The sequence below is a fragment of the Bacillus sp. Bwzl_19 genome (genome assembly GCF_054900515.1).
The window spans coordinates 1,123,099-1,141,690 of sequence record NZ_CM142729.1; the positions used below are offsets into that span (position 1 = coordinate 1,123,099).

The following is an 18,592-nucleotide window of genomic DNA, read 5'->3' on the forward strand; positions in this document are numbered from 1 at the left end:
TTGCCAACAGAAAAAAAATAGGGTAGAATTAGTACCTGATACTAATAATTGATCATAACTAATTAGTTATAAATTCATTATAAAAAGGAGTCTTTCCTATGAAAGCTGGAATTCTTGGTGTCGGCCGTTACATTCCGGAAAAAGTGCTGACAAATCATGATCTTGAACAAATGGTAGATACATCGGACGAGTGGATTCGTACGAGAACAGGTATAGAAGAAAGAAGAATCGCCGCTGAAGATATGTACTCATCCGGCATGGCTGCCGAGGCTGCGCAAAAAGCGCTTGATCAGGCGGGCATTTCCGCTGAGGATCTTGATATGATCCTCGTGGCCACGGTCACTCCCGATCAGTCTTTCCCTACCGTTTCCTGTATGATACAAGAAAAGCTCGGGGCTAAAAAAGCGTGCGCGATGGATATCAGCGCCGCATGTGCGGGATTTATGTACGGTATCGTAACCGCCAAACAATTCATTGAATCACAAACATACAAACATGTCCTCGTCGTCGGCGTTGAAAAGCTTTCAAGCATTACAGACTGGGAAGACCGCAATACGGCTGTTCTGTTCGGAGACGGAGCCGGAGCGGCGGTCATCGGACCGGTCAGCGACGACAGAGGCATACTGTCATTTGAGCTCGGAGCAGACGGTACAGGCGGTCAGCACTTGTACTTAGATGAAAAAGGGCATACAATCATGCATGGAAGAGAAGTATTCAAATTCGCCGTCCGGCAAATGGGTGAATCGAGTGTAAATGTAATTGAAAAAGCCGGCCTCTCCAAAGAGGATGTAGACTTTTTGATTCCCCATCAGGCAAACATCCGCATCATGGAAGCGGCACGGGAGCGTTTGGAGCTTCCGGTTGAAAAGATGTCTAAAACAGTTCATAAATATGGAAACACATCCGCAGCATCCATTCCGATTTCATTAGTAGAGGAACTGGAAGCAGGTAAAATTAAAGACGGCGATGTCATCGTCATGGTCGGTTTCGGCGGAGGATTGACATGGGGCGCCATAGCAATGCGCTGGGGACGATAGAAAAAAGGTGAGGTGCACACAAGATGAGTAAAAAAAGAGTAGTCGTTACAGGGCTTGGAGCCCTGTCTCCGCTTGGCAATGATGCCGAAACAAGCTGGAAAAATGCAATCAGCGGCGTATCCGGAATCGGACCGATCACACGTGTGGAATCGGACGAGTATCCGGCGAAAGTAGCTGCTGAGCTGAAAGATTTCAATGTTGAAAACTACATGGATAAAAAAGAAGCGAGAAAAATGGACCGCTTCACTCAATATGCTGTCGTAGCCGCGAAAATGGCCGTTGAAGATGCCGGTCTGAACATTACAGAAGAGATCGCGCCGAGAGTCGGCGTTTGGGTCGGGTCCGGAATCGGCGGCCTTGAAACGCTTGAATCCCAATTCGAAATCTTCCTGACAAAAGGTCCGAGAAGGGTCAGCCCGTTCTTTGTGCCGATGATGATTCCGGATATGGCGACAGGCCAAATCTCAATCGCTCTCGGAGCAAAAGGAGTCAACTCCTGCACGGTGACGGCATGCGCGACGGGAACGAACTCTATCGGTGACGCGTTTAAAGTCATTCAGCGCGGCGATGCCGATGCGATGATTTCGGGCGGAACGGAAGCGCCGCTGACAAGAATGTCATTTGCGGGCTTCAGCGCAAACAAAGCCCTTTCTACAAATCCTGATCCGAAAACGGCAAGCCGCCCGTTTGATAAAAACCGTGACGGCTTTGTCATGGGAGAAGGCGCGGGGATCGTCGTGCTTGAAGAGCTTGAGCATGCGCTTGCCCGCGGTGCGAAAATCTACGGAGAAATTGTCGGCTACGGTTCAACCGGTGATGCTTACCACATTACCGCGCCTGCCCAAGACGGGGAAGGCGGTGCGAGAGCGATGCAGGAAGCAATCAAAGACGCGGGCATCAAGCCTGAAGAAATTGATTACATCAACGCTCACGGCACAAGCACGTACTACAATGACAAATACGAGACAAAAGCCATTAAGACGGTTTTCGGTGATCATGCGTACAAGCTTGCCGTCAGTTCGACAAAATCAATGACGGGTCATTTGTTAGGCGCTGCCGGAGGAATTGAAGCAATCTTCTCCGTCATGGCGATTAAAGACGGGATCATCCCGCCGACAATTAACATCGAAACACCTGATGAAGAGTGTGATTTAGATTATGTACCGGACAAAGCGCGCGAGCAGGATGTAAACATCGTACTCAGCAACTCGCTTGGATTCGGCGGACATAATGCCACTTTGATCTTTAAAAAATATCAATAATACAGTTTTTGACCGGCTGCCTGAAAAAGGTGGCCGGTTTTTTTGTGCGTGCATATGATAACAACAAGAGGAGGCGAACCGGTATGAGCGTCAAGCTGACATATCAATGGATGGAAAAGGCGGCATCCATCAATGATTTGGCCCCGCACCTTTTGCCGCTTTTTTCAGGGGCCGAAAAGAAAGAATGGAAATCGATACTTGCGATGCTTCAAAACCACGGCATGTTCCGCCATCTGAAGGACGGTGTCGTGACCAGTAAACGGCTGAAAGAAAGGGGATGCTACAGCCATATCCAAAAGGAGGAAGCTTATTTAAAGGAGAAGTGGAGCGGGCCGGACGTGCCGATCGTTGTTTTGCCCGTCGATGAACGGAACCGGAAAGTACGTATGGAATTCGGGTCAAAATCCGGTCTAGCCTTCCGGGACAAAATGTTTCTCTTTTTATCGTCGGATATCTCCAATTCCGCTGTATCCGCCCTTATGACGCATGAATATAATCACGTCTGCCGGTTAGAGCATGTGACAATGGACGAAAAAGATGAGACATTACTTGATACAATCATGATGGAGGGGCTGGCAGAATATGCTGTATATGAGCGCTTCGGCTCAAGTCTTACGGCGGAATGGACGTCCTACTATACGCCTGAGCAGCTTGATTTTCTGTTTGAAAAAAGAGTCAAGCCGAACCTCAGATTAACGAGAGACAACAGGATGTTTTCCCAGCTGTTATACGGAAAAGGATACTTCCCCTCAATGCTTGGGTATGCCGTCGGATTCAATATAGTAAAAAAATATTTAACCGACCATCAAAAAACAGTAAAAGAAGCATTGGCCACACCTTCAAAAACCTTTCTGGAAGCAACGCTTTAAAAGATTAAAAGAATGGAAATTATTTAAGGATATTACATTTATCAAAAAAATTCTTGCTTTTGTAATAATGATGTAATAATATACAACTATAAAATTTTTCGACTATTCTATATTTTGTGATAGCGAAACGTATGTTTCCCTCTGCTGCACCGGAATGAGAAAGGGGCGTATCATGAGCACACTATTAGAAGTGAATAATTTAAAGACCTATTTTTTCAGAAAGAAACAGCCGATTCTCGCAGTCGACGGGGTTGATTTTCACATTAACAAAGGCGAAACCGTCGCACTTGTAGGAGAATCCGGCTCGGGCAAAAGCATCACCTCGCTTTCTATTATGGGACTTGTCCAAGGATCGGGCGGAAAAATTATGGACGGCTCGATTAAGCTTGAAGGCAGGGACCTGGCCTCCTTCACCGAAAACGAATATTGCAAAATCCGCGGAAATGACGTCTCTATGATCTTTCAGGAACCCATGACTTCCCTGAACCCGGTGCTGACCATCGGGGAACAAATTACCGAAGTGCTTGAATACCATAAAAAAATGAGTAAAAAAGAAGCGGCCAAAAAGGCCGTTGAGCTTCTTGAGCTCGTCGGATTCTCCAGAGCGGAACAAGTGATGAAAGAATATCCGCACCGTCTGTCCGGAGGGATGAGACAGAGGGTGATGATCGCCATTGCGCTCAGCTGCAATCCGAAACTTTTGATCGCCGATGAACCGACGACGGCGCTTGATGTGACGATACAAGCCCAAGTATTGGAGCTGATGAAAGACCTCTGCAATAAATTCGATACTTCCATTCTGCTTATCACTCACGATTTAGGCGTCGTTTCAGAAGCCGCAGACAGGGTGATTGTAATGTACTGCGGACAAGTCGTAGAGAGCGCGAGTGTGGAAGACTTATTTTTAAACCCTCTCCATCCGTACACGGAAGGGCTGTTAAACTCCATACCGGTGATAGACGGAGAGATTGATACATTAAAAGCGATCAAAGGCAGTGTCCCGACACCGGATAATCTTCCGGTAGGCTGCCGATTCGCCCCGAGGTGTTCAAAAGCGATGGACAAATGCAAAACGGGGCAGCCGGAGCTGGTGACACATGAAAGCGGCCGTTCTGTAAGATGTTTTCTATATGAGGAAGAGGGTGCCCAATCAAAATGACAGCTGTGAGCCAAGAAACGATTTTAGAGCTGAAAGATGTAAAAAAATATTTCCCGATCCGCTCCGGTTTTTTTCAAAGAAAAGTCGGAGACATAAAGGCTGTTGACGGCGTTTCATTTTCACTGAAGCGAGGGGAGACGCTCGGCATCGTCGGTGAATCAGGATGCGGCAAATCAACGGCGGGAAGAACGATGATCCGTCTATACAAGCCGACAGACGGCCGGATTCTTTTTAAAGGTCAGGATATCTCCGGCTTATCTGAAGAAAAGCTGAGAAAAAGCGTCCGGAAAAACATCCAGATGGTCTTCCAAGATCCCTTTGCATCGCTTAATCCGAGAAAAACGCTCCGCTCCATTATTAAAGAACCGTTACAGACTCACCATATGTACAGCATGCGCGAGCGGAACGAGAAAGTGGAGGAGCTGCTGGCGAAAGTCGGTCTTCATCCGAGCTTTGCAAACCGCTATCCGCACGAATTTTCCGGAGGGCAGCGTCAGCGGATCGGGATCGCGCGGGCTTTGACATTGAATCCCGAGCTGATTATCGCGGATGAACCCGTTTCCGCGCTCGATGTCTCCATTCAGGCCCAAGTCATCAATCTGATGGAGGAGCTGCAGGAAGAATTCAATCTGACCTATTTGTTTATTTCTCATGATTTGAGTGTTGTCCGCCATATCAGTGACAAAGTCGGCGTCATGTATCTGGGGAAAATGATGGAGCTGACCGATAAACACGAGCTGTACGACAATCCGCTTCATCCTTATACGCAAGCGCTTTTGTCTTCAGTGCCTGTGACGAGAAAAAAAGACGCCGTCAAGCGGGAACGAATTATCCTGAAAGGAGAACTGCCGAGCCCGGCAAACCCGCCGAAAGGATGCGTGTTCCACACGCGATGCCCGATGGCCAAACCGATCTGCAAGGAACAAGTCCCGGCATTTGAGGAAGCCGCTCCCGGCCATTACGTTTCCTGCCATTTATACGCCTGAAAAGGCAAGCATCGAGAGGGGGTATGCCGGATTACATAACCTGTTTGCCGCATATATATCACAAAGGGGGAATTGATATGAAATTACGTAAAACCGCACTGATGATGCTTAGTGTTTTTATGACGCTCGCCATCTTCCTGTCAGCATGCTCCGGTTCAAAATCCACAAGCACCGAATCCAAACCGGCAGGAAAGCCGCAAAAAGGCGGAGATTTGGTTGTCGGGTCAACTGGGGAACCAACACTTTTTAATCCTCTTTACTCCACTGATGTTGCAAGTTCCGATATTGAAGGAATGATTTACAGCACATTATTAGAAACCGATGAAAAATTGAACGTCAAGCCGTCGCTGGCTGAAAAAGTAACAGAAGCTGACGGGGGATTAACGTATAACGTAAAACTTAAAAAAGGCGTTAAATTCCATGATGGAAAAGAGCTCACAGCCGATGATGTAGTTTTCACCTACAGTATTCCTCTTAACAAAGATTACAACGGTGAGCGGGGCTCAGGTTTTGAGTCACTTAAATCCGTAACGAAAAAAGGAAAATATGAAATTCAATTTAAAATGAAGAAAAAAGATGCCTATTTCTATAATGTCGTTCTCGACAGTTACGGCATTTTACCTAAACATATTTTGGGTAAGGTTCCGGTTGCCGACCTGGGAGAGAATGAATTTAACCGTAAAAATCCAATCGGCTCCGGTCCGTTTAAGTTTGCTGAGTGGAAAAAGGGCGAGTATGTCAAACTGAAAGCAAACGATGATTACTTTGGAGGCAGACCTTATCTCGATACAGTGACAGTGAAAACAATTCCTGATTCTAACGCTGCCGTGGCCCAGTTAAAAGCGGGAGATATTGATTTCTTCGTTGTGCCTGGCACTGATTTTGATTCGGTTAAAACGTTTGGAAATGTGAAGGTCAAATCTGACCTTGGTTTAAACTACAGCTATATCGGCTGGAATGAGAAAAAAGAGCTCTTTAAGGATAAAAAAGTGCGCCAGGCATTGACTTACGCTCTTGACAGGCAGGCAATGGTGGATCAAGTGCTGAATGGAGACGGCAAGGTAGCGAATGTTCCTGAGAGTCCGCTGTCATGGAATTATCCGAAGTCTAAAGTGCCGACATTTGATTATAATCCGAAAAAAGCAAAACAGCTGTTAAAAGAAGCCGGATGGGAAGATCATGACGGTGACGGCTACCTTGACAAAGATGGGAAAAAATTCTCTTTTGAAATTAAAACGAATCAAGGCAATAAAATTCGCGAAGATTTAGCAGTTGTCGTTCAGCAGCAATTAAAAGAAGTGGGAATTGAGGCTAAGCCGCGGATTGTTGAATTCAGTGCGTTAATTGAACAGACCAGTGCCCCTAATTGGGATTATGACGCACTTCTTCTCGGATGGAGTCTTACAACGTTCCCGGATCAGTTCTCCATCTTCCATTCAAGCCAATCTAAAAACGGGCTGAATAATATCTGGTATAAAAATCCGAAAGTCGATAAGCTTCTTGAAGAGGCGAAGTCAATTACCGACAGAAAAGAATACCAAAAGAAATATGAAGAGATTTACAAATTGATTGCGGAAGATCAGCCGTACAGCTTCTTATTCTATTACAATTATCACAGAGCGATGCCGAATAATTTACAAGGCTATGTATTCCACCCTAAAAATGACTTGTACAATATTGAAAAATGGTGGCTGGACCAAAAATAGCAGAAGCCCTTGAGAGGGAAGGAAGTTCCTTTCCTCTCTTATCCTATTTAAAAAGGGGACAAGAACATGGTTACATATATTTTACGGCGAACATTAATGTCCTTGCCGATTCTCTTAGGCATTACGATTTTATCATTTGCCATCATGAAAGCAGCGCCCGGAGATCCGATGTCACTTATGATGGACCCTACAATCAGTCAAGCGGACAGGGCGAAATTCATTGAAAAATACGGGTTGAACGATCCGGAACCCGTTCAATATGTGAAATGGCTGGGGAATATGCTCCAAGGGGATTTCGGGACTTCTATCGTAAAGAAAGGCACTCCTGTTTCTGAACTTATCTTATCCCGCTTACCGAATACGATTGTGCTTATGCTTTTTTCAACCCTTGTCGCTCTTCTTATCTCTATTCCATTTGGTGTTCTGTCGGCGAAACGGCCTTATTCAAAATTGGATTATGGGATAACTGTTACTTCATTTTTAGGGCTTGCCATTCCGAATTTTTGGTTCGGTTTGATTTTAATCATGGTCTTATCTGTAAATCTGGGATGGTTTCCCACTGGCGGAGTAGGCACTTTAAATGCTGACTTCAACATATTTGACCGTTTGCATCACTTAATTCTGCCTGCTTTTGTGCTCGCCACGGCAGACATGGCTGGAATAACGAGATATACAAGATCCAGTATGCTTGATGTGTTAAAGCAGGATTATATACGTACGGCGCGTGCGAAAGGATTTCGGGATAATAAAGTGATTTTTAAACACGGTTTGAGAAACGGACTTCTTCCGGTTATCACTATTTTTGGTCTGATGATACCGTCATTTATCGGGGGAGCGGTAGTGGTAGAACAGATTTTTACTTGGCCGGGTCTCGGCAAATTGTTTATTGATTCAGCCTTTTCACGAGATTATCCGGTTATCATGGCCATGACGGTCATTTCAGCTGTTTTGGTTGTGGTGGGGAATTTAATTGCAGACATCTTATATGCGTTGGTTGATCCCCGCATTGAATATTAACAAAGAGAGGTGAGAGATCAAATGTTACAGCCAAATACCGGCACACCCCCCAGTGAAATAAAATTAAAGGAAAATATTCAATCCAAACCGGAAACAATGACTAAGATTTTTTTCGAAAAGTTCTTTCAAAATAAACTTGCTGTCATCGGAGCCGTTATATTAACCATCATCATCTTGTCTGCCTTATTCGCTTCGGTAATCGCTCCTTACTCTCCAGAGAGTCAATCTCTTATCAACCGTTTGAAACCGCCGAGTTTAAAACATCTAATGGGAACTGATAAATTCGGAAGAGATATCTTTACGAGGGTTCTGTACGGGGCGCGGGTTTCCTTGCTTGTCGGATTCGCTTCTGTGATCGGTGCGATTACTATCGGGACAGTTGTCGGAGCTGTTGCCGGATATTTTAAGGGGATTGTCGATGCCATTCTCATGAGAACTGTTGATATCGTACTATCTATACCTGATATATTTTTGCTTATTACACTTGTTACGATTTTTCAGCCCGGAATGGATAAATTAATTTTAATTTTCTCCCTTACAGGCTGGACAACAACAGCGCGCCTTGTCCGGGGGGAGTTTTTATCGCTTCGTTCCAGAGAGTTTGTACTGGCTGCAAAGACGATCGGTACAAAAAATCATCATATCATTTTTTCTCATATATTGCCGAATGCGCTGGGACCGATAATTGTCTCAGCCACATTAAAAGTGGGAACGGTTATTTTGGCAGAGTCTACATTAAGTTACCTCGGTTTCGGGATACAGCCTCCGATCGCAAGCTGGGGCAATATGCTTCAGGATGCGCAAAACTTTACGCTTATGATTCAAGCTTGGTGGTACCCGTTATTCCCGGGATTGCTGATCCTTCTTACCGTATTGTGCTTCAACTTTGTCGGAGACGGGCTGCGTGATGCGCTTGATCCGAAAAATGTGAAATGATCTCCCGGACGAAACGGGAGATTTTTTTGTTGCGTTACAGGCAGAAATCCAGTCCTGTATTGCGGAAATCTCATATCGAAATGGAATAATTTATCTTTCCCTTGCCTATACTGTGGACAACAGTTTTTATAAAGTGAGGGGTCGAATATGTTATTTCTTCATGATGTGTGGGTCAATTGGTTTGAAGGGGAAGAGAATGGCTACAATGTCTGCCATTTTCACGAATGGCGGAAGGAAGACACGGTTGAGCTTTTGGATCAGACGCCGCTGCTCAGAGTGCCGTCAGTATTATTTCATTACATAGAAAACGACTTATCAGAGCTTCCGAAAGAGCTGCTTGATCAAGTGCATCAAAAGTCATACGTGCGAAAAAATCATGAGCGGACGAAGCTTGAGTACTGTTTTGTCGTGACAGACGGGATCGGCATCATTGCCGTGGATACGATCGGATATACCATCCCGGTCAGAAAGAGCCGCCTGATTCCGAGACAGGAGCAGCTTGTTTATGAAATGGTCAAGGATGTAGAGCCGGAATCGTTTCAATTTGAGCCGGCGCAATTGGAGTCTTCAAAGGAATATCACATTTTATCACTGGCGCCGGAGCATGTCAGAGGCCTGACGAGAAAAGAACGGCAGATCAAGCAGCTGATGTTTATGGCGCTTGATCAGCTGAAAGGGCTGAAAAACCGCGCGGAGATTGTGTATTGGTATACGGAATGGAATCCGCATATGTACGAGCAGATCAAACGGATGAGCTTTGAGGAGATTTGGGACATGCTTTACAATGAAACAATTGAAGGCTGGTCAGACAAGCATCTCGCGTTCTGTGAGAATTTGATTAAAGGACAGCCGTTTTTCGAAAAGCTTTGGGAAATGGAACAGGAATCAAAAGTGAACTAAAAAAAAGAGGCGGGGGTTATCCCGCCTCTTTTCTTTATCTTCTTTTCCGCCCGAGACCCATGGCGTTTTCCATTTTTTTCACCATTTTGCCGGCCGTTTTGTTAGCGCGCGCCGCTCCTTCGTCGAGAATGCGGTCAAGCTCGTCGCTCTCAATTAATTCACGATAGCGCTCTTGGATCGGTGTCAGTGCGCCGATAACGACTTCGGCTAAATCGCTTTTGAATTCACCGTACCCTTTTCCTTCATATTTGGCCTCTAATTCTTCAATTGATGTGTTTCCTAAAATAGAATAGATCGTCAAAAGATTAGAGACGCCCGGTTTGTTTTCTTTATCATACTTTACAATGCCTTCGGAATCAGTGACAGCGCTCTTGATTTTCTTTTCGAGCTGCTTTGGCTCATCAAGCAGCGTGATGTATGCTTTCTGGTTCGGATCTGATTTGCTCATTTTTTTGAGCGGATCAGCCAGTGACATGATGCGCGCGCCTGATTCAGGGATTTTCACCTCAGGAATCGTGAAGATGTCATTGTATTTTTTATTGAAGCGTTCCGCCAGGTTGCGGGTCAGTTCAAGATGCTGTTTTTGGTCTTCTCCGACGGGAACAAGATCCGTTCCGTACAGTAAAATATCACCGGCCATCAGCGGCGGGTATGTTAGCAGTCCTGATACGACGGCTTCTTTGCCCTTTGACTTATCTTTAAATTGCGTCATCCGCTCAAGCTCGCCGATATATGCGACGCATTGGAGCATCCACCCCGCTTGGGCATGAGCGGGAACCTCTGACTGGATAAAGAGGGTCGCTTTCTCGGGATCAAGCCCGACGGCCACGTATAGAGCCGCGAGATTGCGGATGTTCTTCCGCAGCTCAAGCCGATCCTGCGGAACCGTGATCGCATGCTGATCGACGATACAGAAGTATCCGTTGTAGTCATGCTGCAAATCGACAAATTGCTTCATCGCGCCGATGTAGTTGCCGAGGGTAACGGAACCGCTCGGCTGAATGCCTGAAAAAATCGTTTTCTTCATAGAACTTACCTCATTTCTTAAAACATAATAAAAAAAGCCCATTCTTCCCGTAGAAAAAAGGGACGAATGAACCGTGGTGCCACCCTGATTATTCCATTAAAATGGAATCGCTCGAGACGTTGGTAACGGAGGCTGCTCCGGCTGGGCCTACTTATGTTCGGTCAGCTGCTCAGAAGTCCATTCCGCATGGTCCGTTACCTGCTCCCAGCACCGCAGGCTCTCTTCAAACGGGTTAACATGTGTACTACTCTTCATCATAGCAATCACAATAAAATGTATTTGATTGATCTATTATAAATCAATTATAGCCAAATGTCATCAGGAGAATACAAGCGTATTTCCAATTTGCTTACGGCCTGGAAATACCCGAAAAGAACTAAAAATGCCTAAATGATAACGCATATCAACATTTCGTATAACGAATATTATATGTAAAAAGCAATATGAACTGGAAATTACAATGAAAAAATTTAGTTAGGTTACGCTTTAAACAATAGAAGTGTATCACCTTATTGACAGAAAAACTGACCAAATTTAAATATTTTAAATTGAGAAAATAGTATTGCAATAAATTATTCATTTCATTATAATGAACTTGTTCACTCTATTGTTACAGCTTCTTTACATAAAATAATCAGAAAAGACGGAACACAATTAAAGTTTAGAAAAATATTAAGTTATTTTGTCTGATATTTCTGAGTATTTAGTAGTAAAGGCTGAAAAATTTGATTAGGGGGTTAGTGCATGAAAAAGCGTTGGTCTATTGTAGGTTTGATGCTTATCTTCTCGCTTGTGTTAAGTGCGTGCGGCGGATTCAGCGGCGGATCAGGCGATGGTAAAAAAGACACCAAAGGACAGACTTCACTTAATATCAATATTAAAACCGAGCCGTTCTCACTGCATCCGGGTTTAGCGAATGATTCTGTTTCGGGAGGCGTAATCCGCCAGACCTTTGAAGGGTTGACACGCGTAAACTCCAAAGGTGAGCCTGAAGAAGGAACTGCATCTAAAATTGAAACAAGCAAAGACGGAAAGACCTATACATTTACGATTCGTGACGGTGCGAAATGGTCTAACGGCGATCCCGTGACTGCGCAGGATTTTGAATATGCATGGAAATGGGCGCTTGACCCGAACAACGAATCACAATACGCTTATCAGCTCTACTACATCAAAGGCGCTGAAGCTGCCAATACAGGTAAAGGAAAGCTTGATGACGTAGGCGTAAAAGCCGTAAACGACAAAACATTAAAAGTTGAACTGAATAACCCGACACCTTACTTCCTGCAATTAACTTCATTCTATACGTATATGCCGATCAACAAGAAAATTGCGGAAAAACATAAAAACTGGAACACAAACGCGGGCGACAATTATGTGTCAAACGGGCCGTTCAAAATGACAGCTTGGAAACACAGCGGTTCCATCACGCTCGAAAAGAACGATCAATATTGGGATAAAGATTCTGTGAAATTGAAGAAAATCAACATGGTGATGATTAACAATAACAACACCGAACTGAAAAAATTCCAGGCGGGCGAACTTAACTGGGCAGGAATGCCGCTCGGTCAGCTTCCGACTGAATCTCTGCCGACATTGAAAAAAGACGGATCTCTTCACGTTGAACCGATCGCAGGCGTGTATTGGTACAAATTCAACACAGAAGCGAAGCCGCTTAACAATGTGAACATCCGTAAAGCCCTTGCTTATGCAATCGACCGCTCGTCAATCGTGAAAAATGTGACGCAGGGCGAACAAATCCCGGCCATGGCTGCAGTACCGCCGTCAATGAAGGGATTCAAGGATAACACAAAAGGTTATTTCAAAGACAATGACGTCAAAACAGCAAAAGAATTCTTAAATAAAGGACTGAAGGAATTAGGCGTCAAGAGTGCCTCTGACCTTCCGGCAATCAAACTTTCCTTCAATACGGACGATGCGCATGCGAAAATCGCGCAGGCCGTACAGGAAATGTGGAAAAAGAACTTGGGTGTCAAAGTGGAGCTTGATAACTCAGAATGGAATGTGTACATCGACAAGCTGCACAGCCAGGATTACCAAATCGGACGTATGGGCTGGCTCGGCGATTTCAATGACGCGATCAACTTCCTTGAATTGTTCCGCGATAAAGAAGGCGGAAACAATGATACCGGATGGGAAGACCCTGAGTTTAAAAAGCTGCTGAATCAGTCTCAGCTTGAAACGGATCCGGATAAACGTATCGCAGAGCTGAAAAAAGCAGAAAAAATCTTTATTGACGCAATGCCGGTCGCGCCAGTTTATTTCTATACAGATACTTGGGTGCAGGATAAAAACCTCAAAAATGTGATCATAACCGGAACAGGTGAAGTTTACTTCAGAAACGCTTCTTTTGAATAAAAGGCAGTTCTGAAAACAAAAGACCCAAGGTATATGGGGAGGATGTCCCCATATACCTTTCTTACTGATAAAGTATAAAATTGTAAAAAACATGGAGGTGTTCACCTTGCTGAAATATATCGGTAAACGATTCATTTACATGATCATCACGCTGTTTGTGATTGTGACCGCCACTTTCTTCTTAATGCAGGCAGCGCCGGGCGGACCATTTTCCGGCGAAAGAAAGCTGCCGCCTGAAATTGAGGCAAACTTAAACGAACACTATGGTCTGGACAAGCCTCTTTTCGTTCAATATGTCAGCTACTTAAAATCTGTGGCGCTGTGGGACTTCGGACCTTCTTTTAAATATAAAGGCCAAAGTGTTAATGATTTAATCAACTCAGGCTTCCCCGTCTCATTCACTCTCGGTGCAGAAGCTATTCTCCTCGCTTTAGCGTTTGGTGTGCTTTTCGGGGTGCTGGCTGCCCTGTACCATAATAAATGGCAGGATTATACCATTGCGATCTTAACGATCTTTGGGATCTCAGTTCCGAGCTTTATATTGGCGACGATTTTGCAATATATTTTCTCAATTAAATTAGAACTGTTCCCGGTCGCGGGGTGGGAATCCTGGGCATACACCTTTCTGCCCTCCATTGCGCTCGCTTCCATGCCGATGGCGTTCATTGCCAGACTCTCCCGTTCAAGCATGATTGAAGTGTTAAACAGCGATTACATACGGACTGCAAAAGCAAAAGGACTTTCCCGTCCGTCAGTCACCGTGCGCCATGCGCTTCGAAACGCGCTTTTGCCCGTCGTGACATATATGGGGCCGATGGCGGCATCCATTTTAACTGGAAGTTTCATCATTGAATCTATTTTCGGAATTCCCGGTTTAGGGGCGCATTTTGTAAACAGTATTACAAACCGTGATTATACCGTCATTATGGGAGTTACCGTGTTCTTCAGCGTAATCCTTCTTTTTTGCGTGTTAATTGTAGACGTGCTGTACGGATTAATCGATCCGAGAATCAAGCTTTCTAAAGCAAAGAAAGGAGCCTAGACCATGCAGAACATTCCTAAAAATATGTTTGAACCAGCTTCAGCTAATGCCGGCGATGCCGAAAAAATAAGTAAAAAAAGCCTTTCCCTCTGGAAAGACGCCATGCTCCGCTTCCGCAGCAATAAGCTTGCGATGGTCGGGTTTATACTGATCGTTCTTATTATTCTTATGGCGATTTTTGCACCTGTCTTTTCAAGATATGATTATGCGACTACCAATCTATTAAATGCCGATAAAGCACCGTCGAAAGATCATTGGTTCGGCACAGATGACCTTGGAAGGGACATATTCGTCCGGACATGGGTAGGCGCGCGGATTTCCATCTTTATCGGTGTAGCCGCTGCCGTGCTTGATTTATTAATCGGCGTAATCTGGGGCAGCATTTCCGGATTCCGCGGCGGACGCACAGATGAAGTGATGATGCGCATCGCTGACATTCTGTGGGCTGTTCCTTCATTATTAATGGTTATTTTGCTTATGGTCGTCCTGCCGAAAGGATTGCTGACCATTATCGTCGCGATGACGATCACGGGCTGGATCAACATGGCGAGAATCGTCCGCGGACAGGTGCTGCAATTAAAGAATCAGGAGTATGTGCTTGCTTCACAGACACTCGGCGCTAAAACCGGCCGGCTTTTGTTTAAGCATATCGTCCCGAACGCGATGGGATCTATCCTCGTAACGATGACACTGACGGTTCCGACGGCGATTTTTACAGAAGCGTTTTTAAGTTATTTGGGGCTCGGCGTACCTGCGCCGCTTGCGAGCTGGGGAACGATGGCCTCAGACGGATTGCCTGCATTAACCTATTACCCTTGGCGTCTGTTCTTCCCTGCCGGTTTTATCTGCCTGGCGATGTTCGGCTTTAACGTTGTCGGCGACGGGTTAAGAGACGCGCTGGATCCTAAGTTACGCAAATAAGGAGTGATATGAGTGACACGCTTGTTAGAAGTAAAAGACTTAGCCATTTCATTTAAAACATACGGCGGAGAGGTACAGGCAATCCGCGGCGTGAATTTCCATTTGAATAAAGGAGAGACGCTGGCGATCGTAGGAGAGTCAGGTTCCGGAAAAAGTGTGACCTCCCAAGCAATTATGAAGCTGATCCCGATGCCGCCGGGCTATTTTAAAAGAGGACAGATTCTTTTTGACGGGCGCGATATCGTACCGATGTCCGAAAAAGAAATGCAGGCCATCAGAGGAAAGGAAATCGGAATGATTTTCCAAGACCCGATGACCTCTCTGAACCCGACAATGAAAGTCGGCAAACAAATTACGGAAGTGCTTTTCAAACATGAAAAAATCTCAAAAGAAGCGGCTAAAAAACGCGCCGTAGAACTGCTTGATCTCGTCGGAATTCCGATGCCTGAAAAACGGATCGGCCAATTCCCGCACGAATTTTCAGGCGGTATGAGACAGCGTGTCGTCATCGCGATGGCGCTCGCGGCAAATCCGAAACTGTTAATTGCCGATGAACCGACAACAGCTCTTGATGTGACGATTCAGGCTCAGATCCTTGAGCTGATGAAAGATCTCCAAAAGAAAATTGATACATCCATCATTTTTATTACGCACGATCTCGGCGTTGTCGCCAATGTCGCTGACCGGGTCGCCGTCATGTATGCGGGTCAGGTGGTCGAATCGGGCACGGTGGATGAAATCTTTTATGATCCGCGCCATCCGTATACATGGGGGCTGCTCGCCTCAATGCCGAGCCTGGACAGCACCGACCAGGAAAAACTGACGGCCATTCCAGGTACGCCGCCTGATCTGACGAATCCTCCGAAAGGGGACGCATTTGCGCTTCGCAGTTCATATGCGATGAAGATTGATTTTGAACAGGAACCGCCGATGTATAAAGTGTCTGATACGCATTTTGTGAAATCATGGCTTCTGCATCCTGATGCGCCTAAGGTCGAGCCGCCTGAAGCGGTGAAGGCTAAAATCCGTCAGCTGCCGAATACGTATCAGCAGCCTGTTTTAATGAAGGAAGGTGAAAAAAATGACTGAGAAACTGCTCGAAATCAAACATTTAAAACAGCATTTTTTTACGCCGAAAGGAACAGTAAAAGCCGTAGATGATTTGTCATTTGATATTTATAAAGGTGAAACGCTCGGCCTTGTCGGGGAATCTGGCTGCGGTAAATCAACGACGGGCCGCAGTATTATCCGGCTGTATGAGGCAACCGGCGGTGAAGTTCTCTTTAACGGAGAAAATGTCCACGGAAAAAAATCCCGCAAGAAACTGCTGGAGTTTAACCGGAAAATGCAGATGATTTTCCAGGACCCGTACGCTTCTTTAAATCCGAGAATGACAGTCGCCGACATTATTGCCGAGGGGATAGATATTCACCGTCTGGCAAAAACGAAAAAAGAGCGGATGCAGCGGGTTCACGAACTGCTGGAAACGGTCGGTTTAAATAAAGAACACGCCAACCGCTATCCGCATGAATTTTCGGGCGGACAGCGCCAGCGTATCGGAATCGCCAGAGCTTTGGCGGTTGATCCGGAGTTTATCATTGCGGACGAACCGATTTCGGCGCTTGACGTTTCCATTCAGGCACAGGTCGTCAATTTAATGAAAGAATTGCAGAAAGAAAAAGGACTCACTTACCTGTTTATCGCCCATGATCTATCAATGGTCAAATACATCAGCGACCGCATCGGCGTTATGTATTTCGGGAAACTGGTGGAGCTTGCGCCGGCGGATGAGCTTTACGAAAACCCGCTTCACCCTTACACGAAATCATTGCTGTCCGCCATCCCGCTCCCTGATCCGGACTATGAAAGAAATCGCACGCGAAAGAAGTACGACCCGTCAATCCATCAGCTCCAAAACGGAGAAAAGATGGAATTTCGTGAAGTCAAACCGGGACACTTTGTCATGTGCACTGAAGCTGAATTTAAAACCTATCAATAAAAGTATCATCCTTCAAGACTTAGTCTTGGAGGATTTTTTTTGCGCACATCCAAGTTTATTAAGGCTGCTCCCGTTTTCCTATAATGGAAAAAAAGGGGGAGATCAGTATGAGAACTATTTTATGCGCCATTGCGGCGGGACTGTTTTTCAGTGCAGGCGCTTATCCTGCACAAGCCGCTGTGAAAGAGGAACAGCCGCTTGTGAAAGTGGCGCTGACTGAAAAAGAACTGCCAAAAGCAAATGACAGGTTCGCTTATCCGTCAGGTCTGCATTTTACACATCCTGATAAGGTTCGGGGCATTTACGTTACAGGGCATTCAGCGGGAGGCAGCAAATTTCAGGAGCTGACAGACTTTGTGGACAAAACGGAGCTCAATTCAATGGTGATCGATGTGAAGGATGACCACGGAAATCTTACCTTTAAGCCGGACGGTCATTCTGAGTATGCCAAAATCGCCAAGCCGTACATCAAAGACCCAAAAAAGATGATGAAAAAACTGGAGGAAAAAAAGATCTACCCGATTGCGCGTATTGTCGTATTTAAAGACAGCGAACTCGCGAACGAAAAGCCGGAATGGTCCTTTAAAGAAAAAAACGGAAGTGTCTGGAAAAACGGCCGCGGAGAATCGTTCGTCAATCCGTTTATGAAAGAAGTATGGGATTACAATGTAAAGATTGCAAAACAAGCCGCGAAGATGGGGTTTCAAGAAATTCAGTTTGACTATGTCCGTTTTCCTGAAGGCTTTGAAAAACGTGATGACGAACTGACATACGGACACGGCGATTACGGAAAAACAGCGGACAGCAATGTGCAGAAACGCGTGCACGCCGTCACTGATTTTGTCGGTTATGCGAAAAGAAAACTCAAACCGTACGGTGCGGATGTGTCGGCTGATATTTTCGGTTATTCTGCGACGCTGCCGGAAGCACCGGGGATCGGCCAGAATTTCAGCAAGATTTCAGTACGGGTCGATGTCATCTCATCCATGATTTACCCGAGCCATTGGACAAGCTATTTCGGAATTGATAAACCGGACCTTGAGCCTTACAAAGTCGTCAAAGAATACGCGAAGGTGGAAAATAAAAAACTGTCCAAACTGAAACATCCGCCGGTGTCACGTCCGTGGCTTCAGGACTTCACGGCTTCTTATCTCGGCAGCGGAAATTACCAAGAATACGGGAAAAGCCAGGTGGAAGACCAGATAAAAGCGCTGCATGATGAAGGGATTGACGAATTTTTATTGTGGGACGCGGCAAACCGTTATACAAAAAATGTGGATTACACACCATTTTAAAAAAATTGAAACCATGTCAAAGGATTACACGTCTTAATAGATGTAAGATTGTTTAAA

General features: G+C 45.4%; 16 protein-coding genes and 1 other annotated feature. Of the genes, 15 read left to right on the forward strand and 1 reads right to left on the reverse strand.

The genetic code is table 11. The annotated features are described in order from the left end of the window. The first annotated feature begins 98 nt into the window (after nucleotides 1-98). The 9 genes from ACW5MY_RS05885 (at nucleotide 99) to ACW5MY_RS05925 (ending at nucleotide 9,872) form a co-directional block, all read left to right on the forward strand. Nucleotides 99-1,037: a beta-ketoacyl-ACP synthase III gene (locus ACW5MY_RS05885; protein WP_013351816.1), complete on the forward strand. Its 939-nt coding sequence runs from the start codon at nucleotides 99-101 to the stop codon at nucleotides 1,035-1,037. A gap of 23 nt (nucleotides 1,038-1,060) precedes the next feature. Beyond that, nucleotides 1,061-2,299 (forward strand): beta-ketoacyl-ACP synthase II, encoded by a 1,239-nt coding sequence (gene fabF / locus ACW5MY_RS05890; RefSeq protein ID WP_013351817.1) that lies wholly within the window; start codon nucleotides 1,061-1,063, stop codon nucleotides 2,297-2,299. An 83-nt stretch (nucleotides 2,300-2,382) separates the two neighbouring features. Continuing rightward, nucleotides 2,383-3,168 carry a DUF2268 domain-containing putative Zn-dependent protease gene (locus tag ACW5MY_RS05895; RefSeq protein WP_013351818.1) on the forward strand — a complete coding sequence of 262 codons (786 nt, stop codon included), beginning with the start codon at nucleotides 2,383-2,385 and terminating at the stop codon, nucleotides 3,166-3,168. A 172-nt stretch (nucleotides 3,169-3,340) separates the two neighbouring features. Then, complete coding sequence (locus tag ACW5MY_RS05900; RefSeq protein WP_013351819.1) at nucleotides 3,341-4,327, forward strand: ABC transporter ATP-binding protein; 987 nt, start codon at nucleotides 3,341-3,343, stop codon at nucleotides 4,325-4,327. Next, nucleotides 4,324-5,313, forward strand: a complete 990-nt coding sequence (locus tag ACW5MY_RS05905) for an ABC transporter ATP-binding protein (protein WP_013351820.1) — start codon at nucleotides 4,324-4,326, stop codon at nucleotides 5,311-5,313. The genes ACW5MY_RS05900 and ACW5MY_RS05905 overlap by 4 nt, the downstream gene beginning before the upstream one ends. Nucleotides 5,314-5,390: 77 nt before the next feature. After that, complete coding sequence (locus ACW5MY_RS05910) at nucleotides 5,391-7,019, forward strand: peptide-binding protein (RefSeq protein WP_289394288.1); 1,629 nt, start codon at nucleotides 5,391-5,393, stop codon at nucleotides 7,017-7,019. A gap of 66 nt (nucleotides 7,020-7,085) precedes the next feature. Next, nucleotides 7,086-8,036 carry an ABC transporter permease gene (locus tag ACW5MY_RS05915; protein WP_013351822.1) on the forward strand — a complete coding sequence of 317 codons (951 nt, stop codon included), beginning with the start codon at nucleotides 7,086-7,088 and terminating at the stop codon, nucleotides 8,034-8,036. A gap of 21 nt (nucleotides 8,037-8,057) precedes the next feature. Further along, entirely contained in the window at nucleotides 8,058-8,972 is a 915-nt protein-coding gene (opp4C, locus tag ACW5MY_RS05920) for an oligopeptide ABC transporter permease (protein WP_013351823.1), read from the forward strand. Nucleotides 8,973-9,119: 147 nt separating this feature from the next. Further along, complete coding sequence (locus tag ACW5MY_RS05925; protein ID WP_007409116.1) at nucleotides 9,120-9,872, forward strand: YjbA family protein; 753 nt, start codon at nucleotides 9,120-9,122, stop codon at nucleotides 9,870-9,872. Nucleotides 9,873-9,906: 34 nt separating this feature from the next. Here ACW5MY_RS05925 and trpS read toward each other — a convergent pair whose 3' ends face one another. Further along, nucleotides 9,907-10,899 (reverse strand): tryptophan--tRNA ligase, encoded by a 993-nt coding sequence (trpS, locus tag ACW5MY_RS05930; protein ID WP_012117281.1) that lies wholly within the window; start codon nucleotides 10,897-10,899, stop codon nucleotides 9,907-9,909. 55 nt (nucleotides 10,900-10,954) lie between these two features. After that, nucleotides 10,955-11,166 (reverse strand) — a binding site (T-box leader). Nucleotides 11,167-11,643: 477 nt separating this feature from the next. On the opposite strand from trpS, the gene ACW5MY_RS05935 reads away from it, so the two are divergent. The 6 genes from ACW5MY_RS05935 (at nucleotide 11,644) to ACW5MY_RS05960 (ending at nucleotide 18,535) form a co-directional block, all read left to right on the forward strand. Beyond that, nucleotides 11,644-13,278 carry a peptide ABC transporter substrate-binding protein gene (locus ACW5MY_RS05935; protein ID WP_013351824.1) on the forward strand — a complete coding sequence of 545 codons (1,635 nt, stop codon included), beginning with the start codon at nucleotides 11,644-11,646 and terminating at the stop codon, nucleotides 13,276-13,278. A gap of 106 nt (nucleotides 13,279-13,384) precedes the next feature. Continuing rightward, complete coding sequence (locus tag ACW5MY_RS05940) at nucleotides 13,385-14,320, forward strand: ABC transporter permease (protein ID WP_013351825.1); 936 nt, start codon at nucleotides 13,385-13,387, stop codon at nucleotides 14,318-14,320. Between the two features lie 3 nt (nucleotides 14,321-14,323). Continuing rightward, a complete protein-coding gene (oppC, locus tag ACW5MY_RS05945; protein WP_013351826.1) occupies nucleotides 14,324-15,241 on the forward strand; it encodes an oligopeptide ABC transporter permease OppC in 918 nt (305 codons plus the stop codon). A gap of 12 nt (nucleotides 15,242-15,253) precedes the next feature. Further along, nucleotides 15,254-16,330 carry an ABC transporter ATP-binding protein gene (locus tag ACW5MY_RS05950; RefSeq protein ID WP_013351827.1) on the forward strand — a complete coding sequence of 359 codons (1,077 nt, stop codon included), beginning with the start codon at nucleotides 15,254-15,256 and terminating at the stop codon, nucleotides 16,328-16,330. After that, complete coding sequence (gene oppF / locus ACW5MY_RS05955; protein ID WP_014470613.1) at nucleotides 16,323-17,240, forward strand: oligopeptide ABC transporter ATP-binding protein OppF; 918 nt, start codon at nucleotides 16,323-16,325, stop codon at nucleotides 17,238-17,240. Before ACW5MY_RS05950 ends, oppF begins: the two co-directional genes overlap by 8 nt. A gap of 107 nt (nucleotides 17,241-17,347) precedes the next feature. Beyond that, nucleotides 17,348-18,535 carry a putative glycoside hydrolase gene (locus ACW5MY_RS05960; RefSeq protein WP_013351829.1) on the forward strand — a complete coding sequence of 396 codons (1,188 nt, stop codon included), beginning with the start codon at nucleotides 17,348-17,350 and terminating at the stop codon, nucleotides 18,533-18,535. Nucleotides 18,536-18,592 lie beyond the last annotated feature (57 nt).

What these genes read in the sequence shown, in the direction of transcription:
- opp4C (WP_013351823.1), top strand. Translation starts at nt 8,058, where the DNA reads ATGTTACAGCCAAATACCGGCACACCCCCCAGTGAAATAAAATTAAAG.
- ACW5MY_RS05900 (WP_013351819.1), top strand. Translation starts at nt 3,341, where the DNA reads ATGAGCACACTATTAGAAGTGAATAATTTAAAGACCTATTTTTTCAGA.
- ACW5MY_RS05935 (WP_013351824.1), top strand. Translation starts at nt 11,644, where the DNA reads ATGAAAAAGCGTTGGTCTATTGTAGGTTTGATGCTTATCTTCTCGCTT.
- ACW5MY_RS05960 (WP_013351829.1), top strand. Translation starts at nt 17,348, where the DNA reads ATGAGAACTATTTTATGCGCCATTGCGGCGGGACTGTTTTTCAGTGCA.
- ACW5MY_RS05905 (WP_013351820.1), top strand. Translation starts at nt 4,324, where the DNA reads ATGACAGCTGTGAGCCAAGAAACGATTTTAGAGCTGAAAGATGTAAAA.
- trpS (WP_012117281.1), bottom strand. Translation starts at nt 10,899, where the DNA reads ATGAAGAAAACGATTTTTTCAGGCATTCAGCCGAGCGGTTCCGTTACC.
- oppC (WP_013351826.1), top strand. Translation starts at nt 14,324, where the DNA reads ATGCAGAACATTCCTAAAAATATGTTTGAACCAGCTTCAGCTAATGCC.
- ACW5MY_RS05885 (WP_013351816.1), top strand. Translation starts at nt 99, where the DNA reads ATGAAAGCTGGAATTCTTGGTGTCGGCCGTTACATTCCGGAAAAAGTG.
- ACW5MY_RS05915 (WP_013351822.1), top strand. Translation starts at nt 7,086, where the DNA reads ATGGTTACATATATTTTACGGCGAACATTAATGTCCTTGCCGATTCTC.
- fabF (WP_013351817.1), top strand. Translation starts at nt 1,061, where the DNA reads ATGAGTAAAAAAAGAGTAGTCGTTACAGGGCTTGGAGCCCTGTCTCCG.
- ACW5MY_RS05925 (WP_007409116.1), top strand. Translation starts at nt 9,120, where the DNA reads ATGTTATTTCTTCATGATGTGTGGGTCAATTGGTTTGAAGGGGAAGAG.
- ACW5MY_RS05910 (WP_289394288.1), top strand. Translation starts at nt 5,391, where the DNA reads ATGAAATTACGTAAAACCGCACTGATGATGCTTAGTGTTTTTATGACG.
- oppF (WP_014470613.1), top strand. Translation starts at nt 16,323, where the DNA reads ATGACTGAGAAACTGCTCGAAATCAAACATTTAAAACAGCATTTTTTT.
- ACW5MY_RS05895 (WP_013351818.1), top strand. Translation starts at nt 2,383, where the DNA reads ATGAGCGTCAAGCTGACATATCAATGGATGGAAAAGGCGGCATCCATC.